Genomic DNA, 17,209 nt, shown 5'->3' with positions numbered 1-17,209 from the left:
ACGAGCACCCCATGACATATGCTGAAAATCTCTGGCTGTTCTTCATCCTGCTTTCGGGCATCATCATTGTGCCCGGCATGGACATGTTTTTTGTCATTGCCAATTCCCTGACCGGCGGCAAACGCGCCGGGTTATCGGCCACCGCCGGCATCATGCTGAGCGGGGTCTATCACACGCTACTCGGCGCAATTGGCATCAGTGCGCTGCTGGCCATCGCCCCCTGGCTTTTAAATGCCCTGCTGTTTGTCGGGGCGGCCTATATGGTCTGGATCGGCATCACACTTTTAAAAAGCAGCATCACAGTCGACCGCATCCGGGCGGCCAAAATCGCATCGCTTTGGATTGCCTTTCGACAAGGTATGTTTACCGGCATCCTCAATCCAAAAGCCTACTTGTTCATTTTCGCCGTCTATCCGCAATTCATCCGCCCCCATTACGGCCCGCTTTGGTCACAGGCCCTTGTCATGGGCATCATGACCGCCCTCGTGCAGCTTGCCGTATATGGCGGGCTTGCCCTTGCTGCGGGAACCAGCCGGACCCTTATGACCGGCAACCCGGGGGCAACGATTTTCATCGGGCGTGCGGCGGGGCTGCTGTTTATCGGCGTTGCCCTTCTGACCGCATGGCAGGGCATGATCACGCTCGGGCTAACAACTTATGATTGACAGCGCGTTCTGAATGGATAAACACTTAACCCCATGGTTAAGTATCAAGAAGCCGAATTGAACGACATTTTCGCAGCCCTGGCCGATCCGACGCGCCGGGCATTGCTCGCCCGGCTCGAAGGTGAAGACGCCTTGTCCATCAGCGCGCTTGCCCAGCCGTTTGATGTGTCGCTGCCTGCGGTCATGAAACATTTGAATGTTCTGTCTGATGCCGGGCTGGTCACACGTGAAAAAACCGGGCGCACGGTCAGCATCCGGCTTCAGGCCAAACCAATGTCACACGCCATGGAATGGCTGGCGCGCTATGAACATTTCTGGACTGAACGCCTCGACCGGCTTGCCGCCTTTGTCGAAGCCACCCCGGATGCCGATCCTGATCCTGAAACGGCCAAATCGCCCAAACGGCGCAAGCGGCCTAAGCCAACTGCAAAAAAGGCCCTGTAATGGAACGACAAAAACCAAGCCTGACGATCCGACGCCGCCTTGCCGCCCCACCGGCAACGGTTTTTACCGCTTGGACCGATGGGCAAAAACTTGCGCAATGGTGGTCGCCACATGACTGCGAAATGATTGATGCCAATGTCGATCTCCGGGTTGGCGGCGGCTTCCGCATCCGGTTCAAGGAACCCGGCCAAGATGGGGAAATTCATGATGTCAGCGGCACCTATGATGCGGTTGAAACCAACCGCCTGCTGTCCTTTAGCTGGCAATGGATCACCATGCCCGAACGCGTATCCCACGTCACAGTTACCCTTGCACCGGATGCGAACGGCACGGCAACCATCCTTGTTCTGCATCACGAACAATTCGCCGATCAGGCCGCCCGCGACGGTCACGAAGGCGGCTGGAACAGCACATTGGACAAACTCGAAACCTTTTGCGCAGCAGGCAAATAATATTCTTGACCTTAACTATGGTTAAGATCCGACCATCGCCCCGCATTCAAACAGCATCACACTGGATGATACACCTTAAATCCCCGAAACCCCGCGACTGCCCCAATCTGTCGCACTCTGACGTCACCACAGAAGAAACTTTAGGAAACACAAGACATGAGCGCCCCGACCCGACCCGACGCCCCAATAGACAGCACCGCCGCCACTGGTGACAAGGCCACCAGCAAGGAATGGATCGGCCTTCTGGTTCTGACCCTGCCGTGCCTTCTGATCGCCATGGATATGACGGTCCTGCATCTTGCCGTGCCCCATCTGACCGCAAGCCTCAACCCGACCAGCGACCAATTGCTGTGGATTGTCGATATCTATGGCTTTTTCATCGCCGGATCGCTGATCACGATGGGCACCCTTGGCGACCGGATCGGTCGTCGCAAACTTCTGATGATTGGCGGTGGATGCTTTGGTGCGGCCTCGGTACTTGCCGCCTTTTCCGATACGCCGGAAATGCTGATCTTTGCCCGCGGTGTGCTGGGCGTTGCCGGGGCAACCTTGATGCCCTCTACCCTGTCGCTGATCCGCAACATGTTTCACAATGACAAGGAACGCTCCTTTGCCATTGCCGCATGGATGACCACCTTCATGGTTGGCACGGCGGCCGGGCCGCTTCTGGGTGGTGTGGTGCTGAGCTATTTCTGGTGGGGCGCTGTATTTTTGCTCAATGTGCCGGTGATGGCGCTGTTGTTGATCGTCGCCCCGATCCTGCTGCCCGAACATAAGGCCGAAAGCCTTGGCCGGCTTGACCTGTTCAGTGCCGCCCTATCGCTTTCCTCGGTTCTTGCCATCATTTACGGGGTCAAGGTCTTTGCCGCTTATGGCTTTGGCATGGATGCGCTTGCGTCCCTTGTCTTTGGTCTATTTGGGGCGTGGGTTTTCTTTCGCCGTCAGCGCAAACTGGCCGACCCGTTGCTTGATCTGGATCTGCTCAAACAGAAAACCATCGCACTTCCTATTGTCATTCAAACGGCAGTGATCTTTGCCGGGATGGCCTTTTTCATGTTCTTGTCCCAGGCTCTGCAACTTGTCATCGGCCTTACCCCCATTCAGGCCGGGCTATCGATGTTGCCCGCAACCATCGCCGGGATCGTCGGATCGATGGGCGCGCCGGTTCTGATCGGCCGTTATAAGCCGGGACAGGTCATGACAGCCGCCCTGATCCTGACAGCACTTGGCTTTGGCATGTTGTCCTGGCCGGGCAGTGTTGTCAGTCTCTATATGCTTGTCGCCGGTGCAACGATCTTTTCACTGGGCATCACACCGGTTGCCATGATCTGCACCGATATGGTCGTGGCCTCTGCCCCGTCGGATCGGGCCGGATCGGCCGCCGCCATGTCCGAAACCAGTGCCGAGCTTGGTGGCGCACTTGGCATTGCCATTTTGGGCAGTGTCGGCACCGCCATCTATCGCGGTGTCATGATCGATGCCGTGCCATCAGACATTGATGCCACGGCCGCAGATGCCATTCGCAGCACACTGGGCGGGGCGGTCAATGCGCTGACCGATCTTCCTGTGGCCCTGTCGTCCGATATCTTGCCCATAGCGCGCGCCGCCTTTACCGACGGGCTTCAGGTCATTTCGATCATCTGCACCATTTTGATGGTTCTATCGGCCATTGGCACCCTGATTGCGCTGCGCGATGCACGCTGTGACACCAGCGACAGTCATGACGCCAATGACGATGACGGGGCGGACGGCGATGCCGTGATTGATCCGACCATAAAACAGCCCGCCTATGTGTCGGGCACCATCGATTAGGAGAAGACAGCCATGCGAACACCTGAATTTCCCGTGCATTTTCTCAGCACACGGTTCGTCTTTCGCGACTTCACCGAAACCGACCGGGCAGGTTTCATCGCCTGTCAGATGGATGAACGCTACCGTGCATTGTATGGCCATCCCGACACCGCCGAAACGCGTGATCGCAGCAACGCCCTGTTTGACCGTTTTCTTGACTGGCAGCACGCGCAGCCCCGCCGCAATTTCCAGATCGGGATTTTTGATCGTGCCACAGCGGAGCTCATTGGATGCACCGGCCTGCGCTGCCGCGATACACCGGCCAACAGTGCGACGTTCGGCATCGAACTCTCCCCCACCCATTGGGGCCGTTACCGTGCCGCGATTGAGGCAACCGCATATATGATCGCCTATGGGTTTCGCGAACTCGATCTTGTGACGATCATCGGCGACACCGCCAGCGGCAATAAACGCATTGCCAAACTGGCGAACTGGTTCGGGGCGGAAATTACCGCCGAACGCCCCGGCCCCGACTGGATGGCCGAACGCGGCTGGACCGAACTCGACTGGTCCCTGCACCGCCATGTCTGGGAACTGGAAACCGCGCACATAACGCAAACAGAAACAGCAGAATCGATCCACGTGCCTTACCAAAATGACGCAGAAAACCAATGGACTTCAACGACTGACAACAGACAAGGAGAACCGATATGACGCGCCCCGACATTGTATCGCGTGCCGAATGGCTCAAAGCGCGCCTGGACCATTTGAAACGTGAAAAAGACCATATGCGGGCCTATGACCGCCTGTGTGAAGAACGCCGTTCCTTGCCTTGGGTCCGGGTGGACAAGGACTATGTCTTTGATACCCCCGATGGCAAAAAATCGCTGGCCGATCTGTTTGACGGGCGCAGCCAGCTGATTGTCTATCACTTCATGTTCGGGCCGGGCTGGAAAGAAGGCTGCGTTGGCTGTTCCTTTCTTGCCGATCATTTTGACGGGGCCAACCTGCATCTCAAACATCATGACGTGACGCTGGTTGTCGTCTCACGCGCACCGCTTGCCGAATTTGAACCGTTCAAAAAACGCATGAACTGGGATTTCCCGTGGTTTTCTTCGGCCGGGTCAGATTTCAATTATGATTTTGATGCCTCGTTCCGCCCGGAAGACGTCGCAGCGGGCACCGCAACCTATAACTTCCGCCCCTATCAAGGCAAGATGGAAGACCTGCACGGCGAAAGCGTCTTTGTCCGCGATTCCGAAACCGGCGAGATTTTCCACACCTATTCCAGTTATGCCCGTGCCGGTGATGCCTTGATCGGTGCACACACATTTCTCGACATGACCCCGAAGGGTCGAAACGAGGACGGGGTGATGAACTGGGTGAAGCTGCATGATTTGTATGAGGAATACAAACCGGCAAATCCGGGCTGTCATTAACCGGCCGAAACTGACCGGGAATTTCACCCGAAAATCCCGGAAAAAACCCGACGAAATCCGTATTATGTACGCACATAACAGCAACGCCCGCGCACCAGATGATGCGCGGGCGCTACTTATTTTGAATAATAGCTTTGATTATTCAGAAATTTTGAATACCGGAAGCACCGAACCTTCGTATTTGGTTTCGATGAATTCACGAACAGAATCATCGTGATAGGATTCAACCAGCGTCTTGACCCAAGGCGCATCTTTGTCCTGGGTGCGGGTGACGATCACGTTGGCATACGGGCTGTCATTGCCTTCGATCACAATCGAATCCTTGACCGGGTTCAGACCGGCTTCAAGGGCGTAATTGGTATTGATTGCCGATGCATCAAGATCGGCCAAGGAGCGCGGAAGCTGTGCGGCATCAAGCTCTACAAAGCTGATATTCTTCGGGTTTTCGATAATATCAAGCGGGCTGACAACCAGACCAGCCGCCGGATCAACCTTGATCAAACCCTGTGACTGCAGCACCAGAAGCGCACGGCCACCATTGGTCGGATCGTTCGGAATACCGATTTCCGCACCGTCTTTAAGCTCGTCCAGGCTTTTGATTTTATCGGAATAAATGCCCATCGGGGTCAGGATATTATAGCCAACCACCGCAAGGTCATAACCACGGTCTTTGATCTGGTTATCCAGATACGGCTTATGCTGGAAGCTGTTGGCATCCAGATCACCATCATCAAGTGCCTGATTCGGAATGACATAATCCGAGAAGCTGATGATTTCGATGTCCAAACCCTTGGTTGCCGCGACTTTGGCGACTTGTTCCATGACTTCTTCATGGGCACCCGGGGTCACGGCGACCTTGATTTTGTCATTGGCAATTGCCTGTCCGGTAAGGGCGGCAGTCAGAACGGCAGCAGCCGTAAGTTTAAGTAAAAACCGCATGATAAAGCTCCTTATATGCTTTGGTGTTTTGCGGGAATTCGAAAATCGAATGTGGGGCGTCAATTCTGTATTCCGGGATCAGATGTTGCGTTTATCGGCCTTGCGCGCCAAGCGATCGCCCAGCATCTGCACCGCCTGAACCACAACAATCAGCGTGATTACCACCAGCGCCATCACATCAGGACGGAACCGCTGATAGCCATAGCGAATGCCAAGATCGCCAAGCCCACCAGCACCGACCGCACCCACCATCGCCGAATAGCCAATCAATGTGACGGCAGTTAAGGTCAGGCCATGAATGATCCCCGGCAGGGCTTCTGGCAAAAGGACTTTAGAGACCACTTGTAACGGGCGTGCGCCCATGGCTTGGGCTGCTTCGATCAGGCCGCTATCCACTTCACGGATCGCCCCTTCGATGATGCGCGCAATGAACGGAATTGCCGCCACCGTCAGCGGCACAATCGCAGCCGACGTGCCAATTGAAGTCCCGACCACAAGACGGGTAAACGGAATGATTGCCACGGCCAGAATAATGAATGGTACAGAGCGGGTCGCATTGACAATCGGGCCGATGATTTTCTGAAACAGCGGCGCTTCAAGAAGCTCGCCGCGGCCTGATGTTGCCAGCAACACGCCAAGCGGCAAGCCCAGTGCGGTCGCAAGGAAAAGCGAAACGCCGACCATATACAGCGTTTCCCAAGTCGCCTGAAGCAGAATTGGTGCAAGTGTTGACAACATGGCTTATCCCTCCTGCCTGTCAGCTATCCCGGCATCCGTACCGGCACGAAATTCAATAAACTCATCAGCCAAAAGCGACTTGGTTGTCTCATGGACCGGATTGGCGAAAATACCGGCAACTTCGCCTTCTTCGACAATCACACCGCTATCCATGACCGCAACACGGTCACACAACGCCTTGACCACCGCCATTTCGTGGGTGATCACCACCATGGTCAGACCAAGACGACTATTGATGTCTTTCAGTAGGTTAAGGATTTGACGGGTGGTTTCCGGATCAAGGGCGGAGGTTACCTCGTCACACAAAAGAACCTTGGGATTGGATGAAAGTGCGCGGGCAATGCCAACACGCTGTTTCTGACCGCCCGACAATTCAGCCGGATAACGGTCGCGTTTGTCATCCAACCCAACCAGCGGCAAAAGCGGATCAACCGCAGCCGCGATCTCATCCTTCGTCGCGCCGGCCAATTCAAGCGGCAAAGCGATATTGTCGTAAACCGTGCGCGACGACAAAAGATTGAAGTGCTGAAACACCATGCCAAGTTGGCGGCGGAACAGCGGCAAGTCGCGCTTGGAAAGGGCTGTAACATCCGTACCATCAACAATGACGGAACCCGATGTCGGCATTTCAAGCAAATTGATGCAGCGGATCAGGGTTGATTTCCCGGCACCCGAACGGCCAATCACACCGACAATTTCACCTGCTGCAATATCAAGATCGATACCGCGCAATGCTGCGTGTGCTTCGCTACCGCGTCGGGCAGGATAAGTCTTCTGGACGTTCGAGAGCCTGATCATCGGTCTCAACCTTTCCGTACATACAAAAAAACCGCCGCGGCTTTACCGAGGCGGTCGTACATACAGAGCATATACGCCCTCTCGCTTTAGCCGCATTTTTATCGCGCCCGCAAGCTGAGGAGCAAATCGGCGCGTTCGATACCAGTCTACCTATCTGACTTAACGTCATTGTTCAATGGAGAAAAACATGCATTTTACGCATGGCGAGTATGCCTCCCTAATATACCACAGTATTTTTAGTGTTTAAAATGCCGTATTCCCCGCACAACGAGAACCTTGATCATACTCAGATTATTGCACGTAAGCAGCTTTTTCAGGGAGTTGCTGAATATTGCACCATTGTCGCGGTGATTTCCCATACATCCGTTTGAATTCCCGGCTGAATTGAGACGCGCTGACATACCCCACATCCATGGCTGCCTCATTGACCGTCATACCTGTGGCAATCTTCATCGCCGCACTGCTCAGCCGCATCGATTTCACAAACTGGATCGGCGACATTGTTGTTACGTCTTTGAATTTTCGGTGAAACACTGCACGGCTCATTCCCGCATGCGCGGCCATATCATCGATGGAGACGGGCTGGTTCAAATTGGATGAGACATGGGAGATAGACCGGGCAATTGCATTGCCAACACTGAAGGCCTGTCTGGCAAAGTAACCTGCTTCGCCCTTTAAGATGGCGTAATAAAGTTCCCGTAATCGCGTCTGCCCAAGGACGGCGGCATCTGACGGGCTACTGTCCAGCTTTAGCAAACGCAATAGCGCATCCGAGAATGCCTCATCCCAATCGGCAAGGACAATCCCTTGAGCGGTCGGATGCCCCTTATTTGATCCGACAACACCCCCGACACGATCCATTTCCATTGCCAGTTCGGTCATCATGCGCTGGTCAAGCGAGATGTAAACACCATAAAGCGGGTTGTCAGGCGAGGCGGCGGGTGTCCCTGCCCTTACCGGCATCGCCATGGGGCAACATAGATACCGGTTGTCGTCATAAACAAAGCTTTGCCCATTCAGGATGGCTTCTTTGGAGCCGCTCACGATAGCAATTACACTGGGTTCATACACCGCCGGGGCACAGGGGATCGGTTGGGTTGCACGAAAAACCTGCACCCCCTTCACACCGGTTTCCATCAGGCCGTCCTCGTGAAGGCGGCCTTCGATGAGTTGTCTGATCTGCCATTTGTTCATGTCACCAATGTAAATCTGATAAATGCTTATGGCAATCAAAACGATACAATTAGGCAAGTTTTCAAGACCATTTCGTCTATTTTTTATCCGCTCCAAGAGTTATTTGATCACTCAGGATACCCCCCATATCGCGCGACAACTCAACCGCCGCCAACAGGAGCATGAAGATGACAGACACCCAATTTGGTTCCAAAGGCTGGACGCCGGAACGCCTTGGTTCACTTGCAGGCAAAACCTACGTTATCACCGGGGCCAATAGCGGCACGGGATTTGAAGCCTCGCGCATCCTTCTATCCAAAGGAGCAAAATTGGTCATGCTGAACCGCAGCGCAGAGAAATCGGCTGCTGCTATTGAGAAGCTAAAACATGAGTTCGGCTCAAGCGCAGATGTGAGTTTTATTCGGATGGATCTAGCAGAGCTTGCAAGCGTGCACGCAGCAGCAACGGAGGTTTTGGAAACGGTTCCTCAGATTGATGCGCTGATCTGCAATGCCGCCATTGCACAGGTGCCTATGCAAAAATTAACGAAGGACGATTTCGAAAGCCAAATTGGCACAAACCATTATGGTCATTTCGTCCTGTGCGGAAAGCTCTTTGATCGCATAGATCTGTCTTTGGGACGGATCGTTATCGTAGCCAGCCTTGGTTACAAAATGGGGTTAAGAACGATCCAGTTCGACGACTTGAACTGGGACAACAATTATCGTGCCAATTCCGCTTACAGCCAAAGCAAGTTGGCACAGATGATGTTTGCATATGAGCTACAAGACCGGATCAACACCGCGAACAAGAATGCCAAAGTTCATGTGTGTCATCCCGGTGCCTCTGCAACATCGCTGATCAAAACCAGCGGCAGCCTCACCTCCCGGTTTGTTTTCGGCCTTATGTCGCTGTCACCGATGGTTCAATCAGCGAAAAAAGGAGCTTACCCGGAAGTCATGTGCGCGACTGAAGATGGCTTGGACCAGCGGGCTCTTTATGGTCCTACAGGTCGTATGGAATGGGTGGGGCCAGTCGGTAAATGCACGCTGGAACCCTACGCTTACGACAAAGAAACCATGGGCAGGTTATGGGGTCGATCAGAGAAGGACACAAATTTCAGTTGGAAATTGTGACGGAGAAGCTGCTTCAAGGCCGGAAGCAATCAGCTTTCGGCCTTTTTTTCCCACGCACCTTGCGGGGTTTGCTGCCAATAGGACAGTTTATGTCCTGCGTCTTTCCAGTCTTTCCAGCGTGTGCGGGCTTCGGCAACCGCATCGTGATCACGGTCATCAAACAGCATGATGACGCGTTCAAAATCCGTGATTTTTTCGCTGATTGCGCGGTCGGTCAAAAACAGGAACTGTGCGCCGTTGGGGTTTTCGTCGTCAGCCGTGATCCAGACCGGCTGCATTTCCGGATCACCATCGGTCTTTGCCCCGTGCGGCAGCCAGCTTGCAGCATCATAGGTCCAGAGCAACGTGTTGATCGCATCAATGCGCTGTTCATTGCCCGTCATCACCACAGCACGTTTTTCCCGCTCCAGTGTTTTGGACAGCAGGGTTGGCAATGCGCGTTCCAGCGGCATGCTGGTGAGATGATAAAACCAGATATCAGCCATAAGGCGTTTCTATCCCGAACACCAAAACGGGGCAAGGTGATCATCACCCTGCCCCGTCGATTGTTTTGAACTGAAACCTGAAAATCAGGCTGGATGCTTAAGATTCGTAGTTATCTGCAACAAAGCGATCCAGCAGACGTACCCCAAAGCCCGTCGCGCCCTTTGGTGTGACTTCCTTATCGGATGTCGACCATGCGGTTGCCGCAATATCAAGATGCGCCCAAGGACGATCTTTGGTGATAAAGCGTTTAAGGAACTGGGCTGCGGTGATCGAACCCGCGGCACGGCCACCGACGTTTTTCATATCGGCAATGTCAGATTTGATCTGCTTGTCATAGCCCGATCCCAGCGGCAAACGCCAAACGGTTTCATCAACCGAAAGACCCGCCGTGGTGATTTGCTGTGACAAGTCATCATTGTTGGAAAACAGACCGGCATTTTCATGACCAAGGGCAATGATCACGGCCCCCGTAAGGGTCGCCAGATCGACAATCAAACGCGGATTATGTTTTTCCTGAACATATGTCAGGGCATCACACAGAACCAAGCGGCCTTCGGCGTCGGTGTTGATGACTTCAATCGTCTGACCCGACATCGAGGTGACAACATCACCCGGACGCTGTGCAGTTGAAGACGGCATGTTTTCAACAAGGCCAATCACCCCGACCACGTTGCATTTCGCCTTGCGACCGGCCAAAGCCTTCATCAGGCCGGACACAACACCGGCACCGCCCATGTCAAACTTCATGTCTTCCATGCCGGCAGCAGGTTTGATCGAAATGCCGCCGGTGTCAAAGGTAACACCCTTGCCAACAAAGGCGACGGGGTCTTCTTTTTTCTTGCCGCCGTTCCAGCGCATGATGACCATATAAGGCTTGCGCGCCGAGCCCATGGCAACACCCAGAAGTGCGCCCATGCCAAGCTTTTTCATTTCTTTTTCGTCAAGCACGTCAATCTCGACACCGAGCTTTTCAAGTGCGCTGACTTCTTTCATGAAGCTTTCAGGATACAGCACATTGGCCGGTTCAGACACCAGATCACGGGTGAAGAACACGCCTTCGACGACCTTTTTGGAACTGTCGAACTGTTTCTTGGCTTCCTTATGATCGCGGGCTGCGATGCTCAACCCCTTAAGAACCGGCTTGTCATCTTTGGTCTGGGTGGTGCGGTATTTATCGAAACGATAATCGCGCAGCATGGCACCGGTTGCGAAATCACAAGCCAGACCTTCCATATCGAACAAAACCGAAAGGTCTTTTTCACCGGTTGAAAGGGCCCGTACTGCCACCGATCCGCCAAGCTTTTGCGCGGCGATCACGTCAAATTCGGCTTCTTTGCCAATCCCGAAAACAATCACGCGCGACAGATCAACATTCGACGGGGCAAGAATTTGCAGGCTTTGCCCTGCTTTGCCCTTAAAGGTCGATGCCTTGATCGCCTTGGTGATCAGACCACCCGTTGCTTCATCAAGTGCAACCGCACTTGGCATCAGATCGGCACCTTCGGTGGCAAAGGCAATAACGGCACCGCTGGCGGGGATGGCGAGATCGGTAAACGTGATCTTCATGGTGAACAGGACTCCTGTCATGTTTCAGGGCAGTACGACGTCATGCGCCGTATGTTTAAAATGCTGCCCCTAATCTAGCGCGTTATATCCGCTTGAAAAGGCTTATCATCGAAAAACATATGCGATTTCACGCAATAGCAACGCACCGGGTAACAAAACTTCCCTTTTGCCGATTGCGCAAAGTCAAAGACCTTCTGCACAAAGCGGCTATCATGGCGCATTCGAGCTTGCAGGAGTCTGCATCATGACGGCCAAAACTGCCCCTATTTCAATCAACGAACCGATCCCCGCCACCCATCCGTTCTGGAGCGGCGCATTTCGCCCGCTTTTTCTGTGTGCGGGCCTTCTTGCGATTGTGGCTGTGGTCTGGTGGGTTGCCGGATATGTCCATGGCATATCAACGCCAAGCCTTGGCACCCCGGCATTCTGGCATGCCCATGAAATGATTTTCGGGTTTGGCGGGGCGGCGATTGGTGGTTTTTTGTTAACCGCCATTGCAAACTGGACAGGACGCCCACAGATTTCCGGCCCTGTGTTAATGGCCCTTACATTCTCGTGGCTTTTGGGGCGGATTGCCATCGGGTTTGGCGAAACCCTGCCCGCCATATTGGTGATTGTTGGCGCCCTTGGCTATTTCGTCTTTTTGATTGCACTTGGCTTGCGGGAATTAATCGCGGCACGCAATTTCAAAAACATGCGCGTTCTGGCCGTGATTGCCGTGCTTGCGCTGTTTGACGGGCTTTTCACAGCTGCCTGTCTTGATGTTGTCGCCCTTGATGCCGCCCTGCTTTATCAAACCGCGATCTTGACGATCATTTTGTTGATTTCACTGATTGGCGGGCGGGTGATTCCGGCTTTTACCCGCAACTGGATGCAACGCGAACTGATCACTGCCCCGATGCCCGCGCAATTTGGCCGGTTTGATATGGTCTGCTTGGCAAGCGTTGTGGTTTGCATCATGATGGGAATTATCCAATCTGATGGCGCTTCATTTGGCTATGCCTTGTTGATTGCGGCCCTTTTGCAGACCATCCGTTTGGTGCGCTGGCGCGGCATTCATAGTTGGCGCGAACCTATTGTTGCCATGCTTCATCTTGGTTATTTCTGGGTCCCGGTCGGGCTTGGCCTTTTGGGCGTATCCATGATCTGGCCTGACACAATTACAAACCGCGATGCATTGCATGGACTGACCGGCGGGGCGATGGCCTGTATGATCATTGCCGTGGCTGGGCGTGCGGCCCTTGGCCATACGGGGCGCGAATTGCGGGCAAGCTGGATGCTTAATACCGCCTTTGGCCTGATCTGGTTTTCAACCATCTTTCGGATTGTTGCGGGCCAAAGCAATGCCCACTATGTCACCTTTCTTGCCATTGCGACCCTCATGTGGGTTGGTGGATGGCTGGCGTTTCTGATCGGTTATGGCCCGGTATTGCTTGGCCCATCGCGCAAGAAAACCCCTAGCATTCCGGTGCGCTAGGAAGCGTGTTTAAAAATCAAACAGCGACAGTGACGGGTTTGATTTGATGTATTCAATTTCATCGCCGTCGACATCGCCCGTGCTGTGCCAACCATGCATGTCATAAAATCCATGCGCACGGTTTTTGGGATCGACCCCGGTTGTCAGGGATATGTCGTCGCATCCTTGGGCAAACAGCCATTCTTCGGCCATGCGCAAAAGGGCCGCGCCAACGCCACGCCCTTCAAAATCGGGATCAACGAACAAGGCCCAAAGGGTGGATTCATGCGGGATGGCGATGGCAAAGCCCGCCGCCGATCCATCCAGATCGGCAATCCAGATGCCATAACCATCAGTTAGCCATTTGCCAAAGGCTGCTTTGGTGATGCCGCGTTCGGCAAGCTCGAATGCGGAAAGATGGTTTTCCCGAACACGGCTGCGGATGGCAAAAATGGCCCCGACATCGCCCAAGCGTGCTTTGCGAATTTTCATCCCGGCCATGCTGTTCTTTCCATACGCGTTCTAAACCGGCGGCACTTTAGCCAAGATGGGATAATGCACCAGCAAAAACGTCATTGAAGCTGTGTTTAAGCCCCAAGATAATCAGCATCACTGACCGGTTCGAGCCAATCAACCGGCGATCCGTTGAGCTTTTCCTGAATGGCGATGTGGGTCATGGCGGTATCGGGTCCGGCACCGTGCCAATGCTTTTCGCCCGGTGCGAACCATACGATATCACCAGGACGGATTTCCTCGACCGGGCCGCCTTCGCGTTGGGCGCGGCCAAATCCGACGGTGATGATAATTGTCTGGCCCAAAGGATGGGTGTGCCAGGTTGTGCGTGCACCCGGCTCAAACGTTACATTGGCGGCTGCCACCCGTGCCGGATCAGACGCACTGACGATGGGTTCAATGCGCACCTGTCCGGTGAAATATTCCGGTGATCCGATGGTGGATGCCTGTGATCCGGCGCGTTTGATTTCCATGATAAACTTCCTAATCTGTCTTTTAACTATGACTTGTAACTATGACTTGGTGATCAACCGAACCGGTTGGCGTTTTGGACCCCACGTACCCGGTCGGGTTTGAAACACGCCACCGCATTCAGTGCCGCAATTGTTGCATTTGCCATGGGCATCAAGGTTCCAGTCCGACAACTGATACCAGTCACGGCCGATCAAAACTTCGCCGCAGGAATGGCAATAGGTGCTTGATCCCGATTTGTCGTGGACATTGCCAACATATGCATAGCGAATGCCGTTCTTCATCGCGATATCGCGCGCCCGCAACAGGGTTTCGGGCGGGGTGCGCGGATGATCCATCATTTTCCAGTCGGGATGAAAGGCGGTGAAATGCATGGGCACATCGGGGCCAAGTTCATCACGCACCCAATTTGTCATTTCATCAAATTCCGCGTCCCCGTCATTTTCACCGGGAATGACAAGGTTGGTGAGTTCGAACCACACGCCGGTTTCATGTTTCAGGTATTTCAGCGTTTCCAGAACGTCATTCAAATGGGCCGAGCAAAGCTTGTGATAGAACCCCTCGGTAAAGCCCTTAAGATCGACATTGGCCGCATCCATATGGCGGAAGAATTCTTCGCGGGCTTTATCGCCGATATAGCCTGCCGTCACCGCCACAGTGCGCAGCCCCAATTCGCGGCAGGCCTGCGCAACATCGACAGCATATTCAAGAAAGATCACCGGATCGTTATAGGTAAAGGCAACCGACGAGCAGCCATGTGCCTTGGCGGTTTTGGCGATCATTTCCGGTGTGGCGAGCGAACTTAGCTTGTCCATCTCGCGTGCTTTGGAAATCTCGTAATTCTGACAGAACTTACACGTCAGGTTACAGCCCGCCGTGCCAAAGGACAGGATCGGGGTGCCGGGCAGGAAATGGTTCAGCGGTTTCTTTTCAACCGGATCGATGCAAAAGCCCGATGATCGCCCCCATGTGGTCAGAACCATCTGATCATCCTGGCGTGCCCGGACAAAACAAAGCCCGCGCTGCCCGTCTTTGAGCTTGCAAAAACGCGGGCAGACATCGCACTGAATCCGGCCATCCTCAAGGTGATGCCAGTAGCGTCCGGGGACCGTATCGACCAGCGGGATGGTCTCATTCATGGTGCGGGCTTTCTTTTGACAAAGCTTCCTCTTTGAAAACCTAGTCCCAATCGCTATCTTTTTCAAAGGAAGTCATGCGATTGGAGTGCGAATGACCATCATCCGACCACCTGCCGTTGCCGGATCGTTTTATCCTGCTGATGCCGATATTCTGCGCAGCGAGATTGACGGGCTGATTGATGCCGCTTTGCATTCCGATGTGACGCAGGATGACGCCATCCCCAAGGCGATCATTGTGCCGCATGCCGGATTGATGTTTTCAGGAGCGATTGCCGCCCTTGGTTTTGCGACGGTTCGGGCGTTGAAAGGCAAGATAAAGCGCATTCTGATCATTGGTCCGGCGCACCGCATGGCGTTTCAGGGCATTGCCTTGGCCAAGGCGGATGGTTTTGCCACACCGCTTGGCAATTTGCGCTGTGATCTTGGCGCGCTGCAAAGTGCCCTTGCCCTGCCGCAGGTTCAGATCCTTGATGACGCGCATAAGCAGGAACACGGGCTTGAGATCGAATTGCCGTTCATCCAGCGCCTGTTTGGCGAGAATGCGGATATCGGCATTGTGCCGCTTTTGGTTGGTCGGTGCAGCCCGCGTCAGGTCAATGAAGTCATTGAGAAACTTTGGGGCGGGCCAGAAACATTGATCGTGATTTCGTCCGATCTGTCGCATTTCCATGATTACGACACGGCCAAACGTATGGATGGCCGCACGCGCGCCATGATCGAGGCCTTTGATGCCGAAAACATCGGAAGCGATGATGCCTGTGGCGCGCTTCCGGTTACCGGGATGTTGTTATCGGCGCGCAAACGCAACATGCGGATTGCAACCCTTGGCATGCGCAATTCCGGCGATGTTACCGGGGATAAATCCCGTGTGGTCGGATATGGCGCATGGGCATTGTATGACGGGATACCGCAAGTGACAGCAACGCATGATCAGGAAAATGACTTTACCGGTGCGACGGAAAAGCTGATCAGCAACCATGGTGCGGCGATGCTTGATCTGTGCCGCAAATCGATCCTGAATGGGCTTGAACACGGAACGCCGCTTCGCGTTTCGCCAAATGACATTGACCCGGCGCTTAATGCCCCCGGTGCAAGCTTTGTTACTTTGAAAAAGGCCGGACAATTGCGCGGCTGCATCGGATCTATTATTGCCCATACGGGGCTTGCAAATGATCTGTGCGAGAATGCGTTTAAGGCCGCCTTTCGCGATCCGCGTTTTCCGGGATTAAGCATAGACGAGATCAAGGATGATCTGGAATTATCGATCTCGGTCCTGTCGCCACCGCATCCTTTTCCGTTTACCAGTCAGGCCGATTTAATTGGCAAGCTTACCCCGTTTGAAGACGGGATCATTTTGTCAGACGGCAATCGGCGGGGCTTGTTCCTGCCGCAAGTCTGGGATCAGTTGCCCGAACCCGCCGACTTTTTGGCCCATCTTAAACGCAAGGCCGGGCTTCCGATGGATCATTGGTCCGATACCCTGCGGGCTGAACGGTTTATTACGCGCGGCCTGTCGGCCAAGGATATCAGGCCGACAGGATTCTGGCAGATTGAAAGTTCCCGATGAGCGACGATAGATATAGCGATTTCATTGCAAAGGTCGCGCAATGGGAAGGGGTTTGGGCGCTGTATCATAATGGCTGGTTGCTCCATACCACGGATGACGGACAAAAATTCTGCCCGCTTTTTGCCACCCGCGAAGATGCGCAAAGCTGGGGTGCGAGCATTCAGACCAACCATGTCGCCACCGCGATTACACTGGTCGAGATGATGGAAGATTTGATCCCGGAATGGCGTGATCAGGATATTTTACCGGGCATTACCCCGACACCCGCCCTTGGCCCGGTCGTGGTTGATCCTGATCGATTTAGTTCGGATTTGCTGAGCGCCCTTAAGGCCGTTATGACCGCGCGGTTTGGAAAAAAATCCTGAAATCGTGATTTTGGGTCATCGCAGGCTGGACCTTGGTGCGAAAATTCCCTATCCCAACAGGCTAGGCCCTG

The 17,209-nt window shown here is 54.1% G+C and carries 18 protein-coding genes and 1 pseudogene; 10 read left to right on the top strand and 9 right to left on the bottom strand.

The features are described from left to right. Positions 1 to 11 precede the first annotated feature (11 nt). The 6 genes from ACQ0MK_RS03780 (at position 12) to ACQ0MK_RS03755 (ending at position 4,791) form a co-directional block, all read left to right on the top strand. A complete protein-coding gene (locus ACQ0MK_RS03780) occupies positions 12 to 665 on the top strand; it encodes a LysE family translocator (protein WP_430474877.1) in 654 nt (217 codons plus the stop codon). A gap of 33 nt (positions 666 to 698) precedes the next feature. After that, positions 699 to 1,109, top strand: a complete 411-nt coding sequence (locus ACQ0MK_RS03775) for an ArsR/SmtB family transcription factor (protein ID WP_430474876.1) — start codon at positions 699 to 701, stop codon at positions 1,107 to 1,109. After that, positions 1,109 to 1,561 carry an SRPBCC family protein gene (locus tag ACQ0MK_RS03770; RefSeq protein WP_430474875.1) on the top strand — a complete coding sequence of 151 codons (453 nt, stop codon included), beginning with the start codon at positions 1,109 to 1,111 and terminating at the stop codon, positions 1,559 to 1,561. Before ACQ0MK_RS03775 ends, ACQ0MK_RS03770 begins: the two co-directional genes overlap by 1 nt. A gap of 156 nt (positions 1,562 to 1,717) precedes the next feature. After that, a complete protein-coding gene (locus ACQ0MK_RS03765; protein ID WP_430474874.1) occupies positions 1,718 to 3,373 on the top strand; it encodes an MFS transporter in 1,656 nt (551 codons plus the stop codon). Between the two features lie 12 nt (positions 3,374 to 3,385). Further along, positions 3,386 to 4,066: a GNAT family N-acetyltransferase gene (locus tag ACQ0MK_RS03760; protein WP_430474873.1), complete on the top strand. Its 681-nt coding sequence runs from the start codon at positions 3,386 to 3,388 to the stop codon at positions 4,064 to 4,066. Continuing rightward, on the top strand, positions 4,063 to 4,791 hold the full coding sequence (locus ACQ0MK_RS03755; protein WP_430474872.1) for a DUF899 domain-containing protein: 729 nt from the start codon (positions 4,063 to 4,065) through the stop codon (positions 4,789 to 4,791). The genes ACQ0MK_RS03760 and ACQ0MK_RS03755 overlap by 4 nt, the downstream gene beginning before the upstream one ends. 138 nt (positions 4,792 to 4,929) lie before the next feature. Here ACQ0MK_RS03755 and ACQ0MK_RS03750 read toward each other — a convergent pair whose 3' ends face one another. From ACQ0MK_RS03750 to ACQ0MK_RS03735, 4 genes and pseudogenes are all read right to left on the bottom strand, one after another. After that, entirely contained in the window at positions 4,930 to 5,730 is an 801-nt protein-coding gene (locus ACQ0MK_RS03750; protein ID WP_430474871.1) for a MetQ/NlpA family ABC transporter substrate-binding protein, read from the bottom strand. A gap of 78 nt (positions 5,731 to 5,808) precedes the next feature. Continuing rightward, entirely contained in the window at positions 5,809 to 6,468 is a 660-nt protein-coding gene (locus ACQ0MK_RS03745) for a methionine ABC transporter permease (RefSeq protein WP_430474870.1), read from the bottom strand. 69 nt (positions 6,469 to 6,537) lie between these two features. After that, positions 6,538 to 7,266 (bottom strand): annotated as a pseudogene (locus ACQ0MK_RS03740) (methionine ABC transporter ATP-binding protein); the annotation flags it as partial. Positions 7,267 to 7,557: 291 nt separating this feature from the next. Further along, positions 7,558 to 8,403: an AraC family transcriptional regulator gene (locus ACQ0MK_RS03735; RefSeq protein ID WP_430474869.1), complete on the bottom strand. Its 846-nt coding sequence runs from the start codon at positions 8,401 to 8,403 to the stop codon at positions 7,558 to 7,560. 224 nt (positions 8,404 to 8,627) lie between these two features. Between ACQ0MK_RS03735 and ACQ0MK_RS03730 the strand changes: the two genes are divergently transcribed. Further along, positions 8,628 to 9,575: an SDR family oxidoreductase gene (locus ACQ0MK_RS03730; protein ID WP_430474868.1), complete on the top strand. Its 948-nt coding sequence runs from the start codon at positions 8,628 to 8,630 to the stop codon at positions 9,573 to 9,575. Positions 9,576 to 9,604: 29 nt separating this feature from the next. Here the strand turns inward: ACQ0MK_RS03730 and ACQ0MK_RS03725 are convergent, their stop codons facing one another. Both ACQ0MK_RS03725 and ACQ0MK_RS03720 read right to left on the bottom strand, forming a co-directional pair. Continuing rightward, entirely contained in the window at positions 9,605 to 10,060 is a 456-nt protein-coding gene (locus ACQ0MK_RS03725) for a DNA polymerase III subunit chi (RefSeq protein WP_430474867.1), read from the bottom strand. A gap of 97 nt (positions 10,061 to 10,157) precedes the next feature. Beyond that, positions 10,158 to 11,627, bottom strand: a complete 1,470-nt coding sequence (locus tag ACQ0MK_RS03720) for a leucyl aminopeptidase (protein WP_430474866.1) — start codon at positions 11,625 to 11,627, stop codon at positions 10,158 to 10,160. A gap of 244 nt (positions 11,628 to 11,871) precedes the next feature. On the opposite strand from ACQ0MK_RS03720, the gene ACQ0MK_RS03715 reads away from it, so the two are divergent. Next, complete coding sequence (locus ACQ0MK_RS03715; protein ID WP_430474865.1) at positions 11,872 to 13,104, top strand: NnrS family protein; 1,233 nt, start codon at positions 11,872 to 11,874, stop codon at positions 13,102 to 13,104. Between the two features lie 9 nt (positions 13,105 to 13,113). On the opposite strand, the gene ACQ0MK_RS03710 is transcribed toward ACQ0MK_RS03715, so the two are convergent. From ACQ0MK_RS03710 to amrS, 3 genes are all read right to left on the bottom strand, one after another. Continuing rightward, positions 13,114 to 13,584 (bottom strand): N-acetyltransferase family protein, encoded by a 471-nt coding sequence (locus ACQ0MK_RS03710; RefSeq protein WP_430474864.1) that lies wholly within the window; start codon positions 13,582 to 13,584, stop codon positions 13,114 to 13,116. 86 nt (positions 13,585 to 13,670) lie between these two features. Then, positions 13,671 to 14,069, bottom strand: a complete 399-nt coding sequence (locus ACQ0MK_RS03705) for a (R)-mandelonitrile lyase (RefSeq protein ID WP_430474863.1) — start codon at positions 14,067 to 14,069, stop codon at positions 13,671 to 13,673. A gap of 39 nt (positions 14,070 to 14,108) precedes the next feature. Further along, positions 14,109 to 15,206 (bottom strand): AmmeMemoRadiSam system radical SAM enzyme, encoded by a 1,098-nt coding sequence (amrS, locus tag ACQ0MK_RS03700; protein WP_430474862.1) that lies wholly within the window; start codon positions 15,204 to 15,206, stop codon positions 14,109 to 14,111. Positions 15,207 to 15,297: 91 nt separating this feature from the next. On the opposite strand from amrS, the gene amrB reads away from it, so the two are divergent. Together amrB and ACQ0MK_RS03690 are read left to right on the top strand one after the other, a co-directional pair. Then, positions 15,298 to 16,773 (top strand): AmmeMemoRadiSam system protein B, encoded by a 1,476-nt coding sequence (amrB, locus tag ACQ0MK_RS03695; RefSeq protein WP_430474861.1) that lies wholly within the window; start codon positions 15,298 to 15,300, stop codon positions 16,771 to 16,773. Then, positions 16,770 to 17,138 carry a DUF2750 domain-containing protein gene (locus ACQ0MK_RS03690; protein ID WP_430474860.1) on the top strand — a complete coding sequence of 123 codons (369 nt, stop codon included), beginning with the start codon at positions 16,770 to 16,772 and terminating at the stop codon, positions 17,136 to 17,138. The genes amrB and ACQ0MK_RS03690 overlap by 4 nt, the downstream gene beginning before the upstream one ends. The last annotated feature ends 71 nt before the right edge of the window (positions 17,139 to 17,209 follow it).

The sequence above is a fragment of the Thalassospira lucentensis genome, assembly GCF_050516545.1.
Taxonomy (GTDB): Bacteria; Pseudomonadota; Alphaproteobacteria; order Rhodospirillales; family Thalassospiraceae; genus Thalassospira; species Thalassospira lucentensis_C.
Note: the sequence above shows the minus strand (reverse complement) of the source record. Positions and strands in the feature narration are given on the sequence as shown.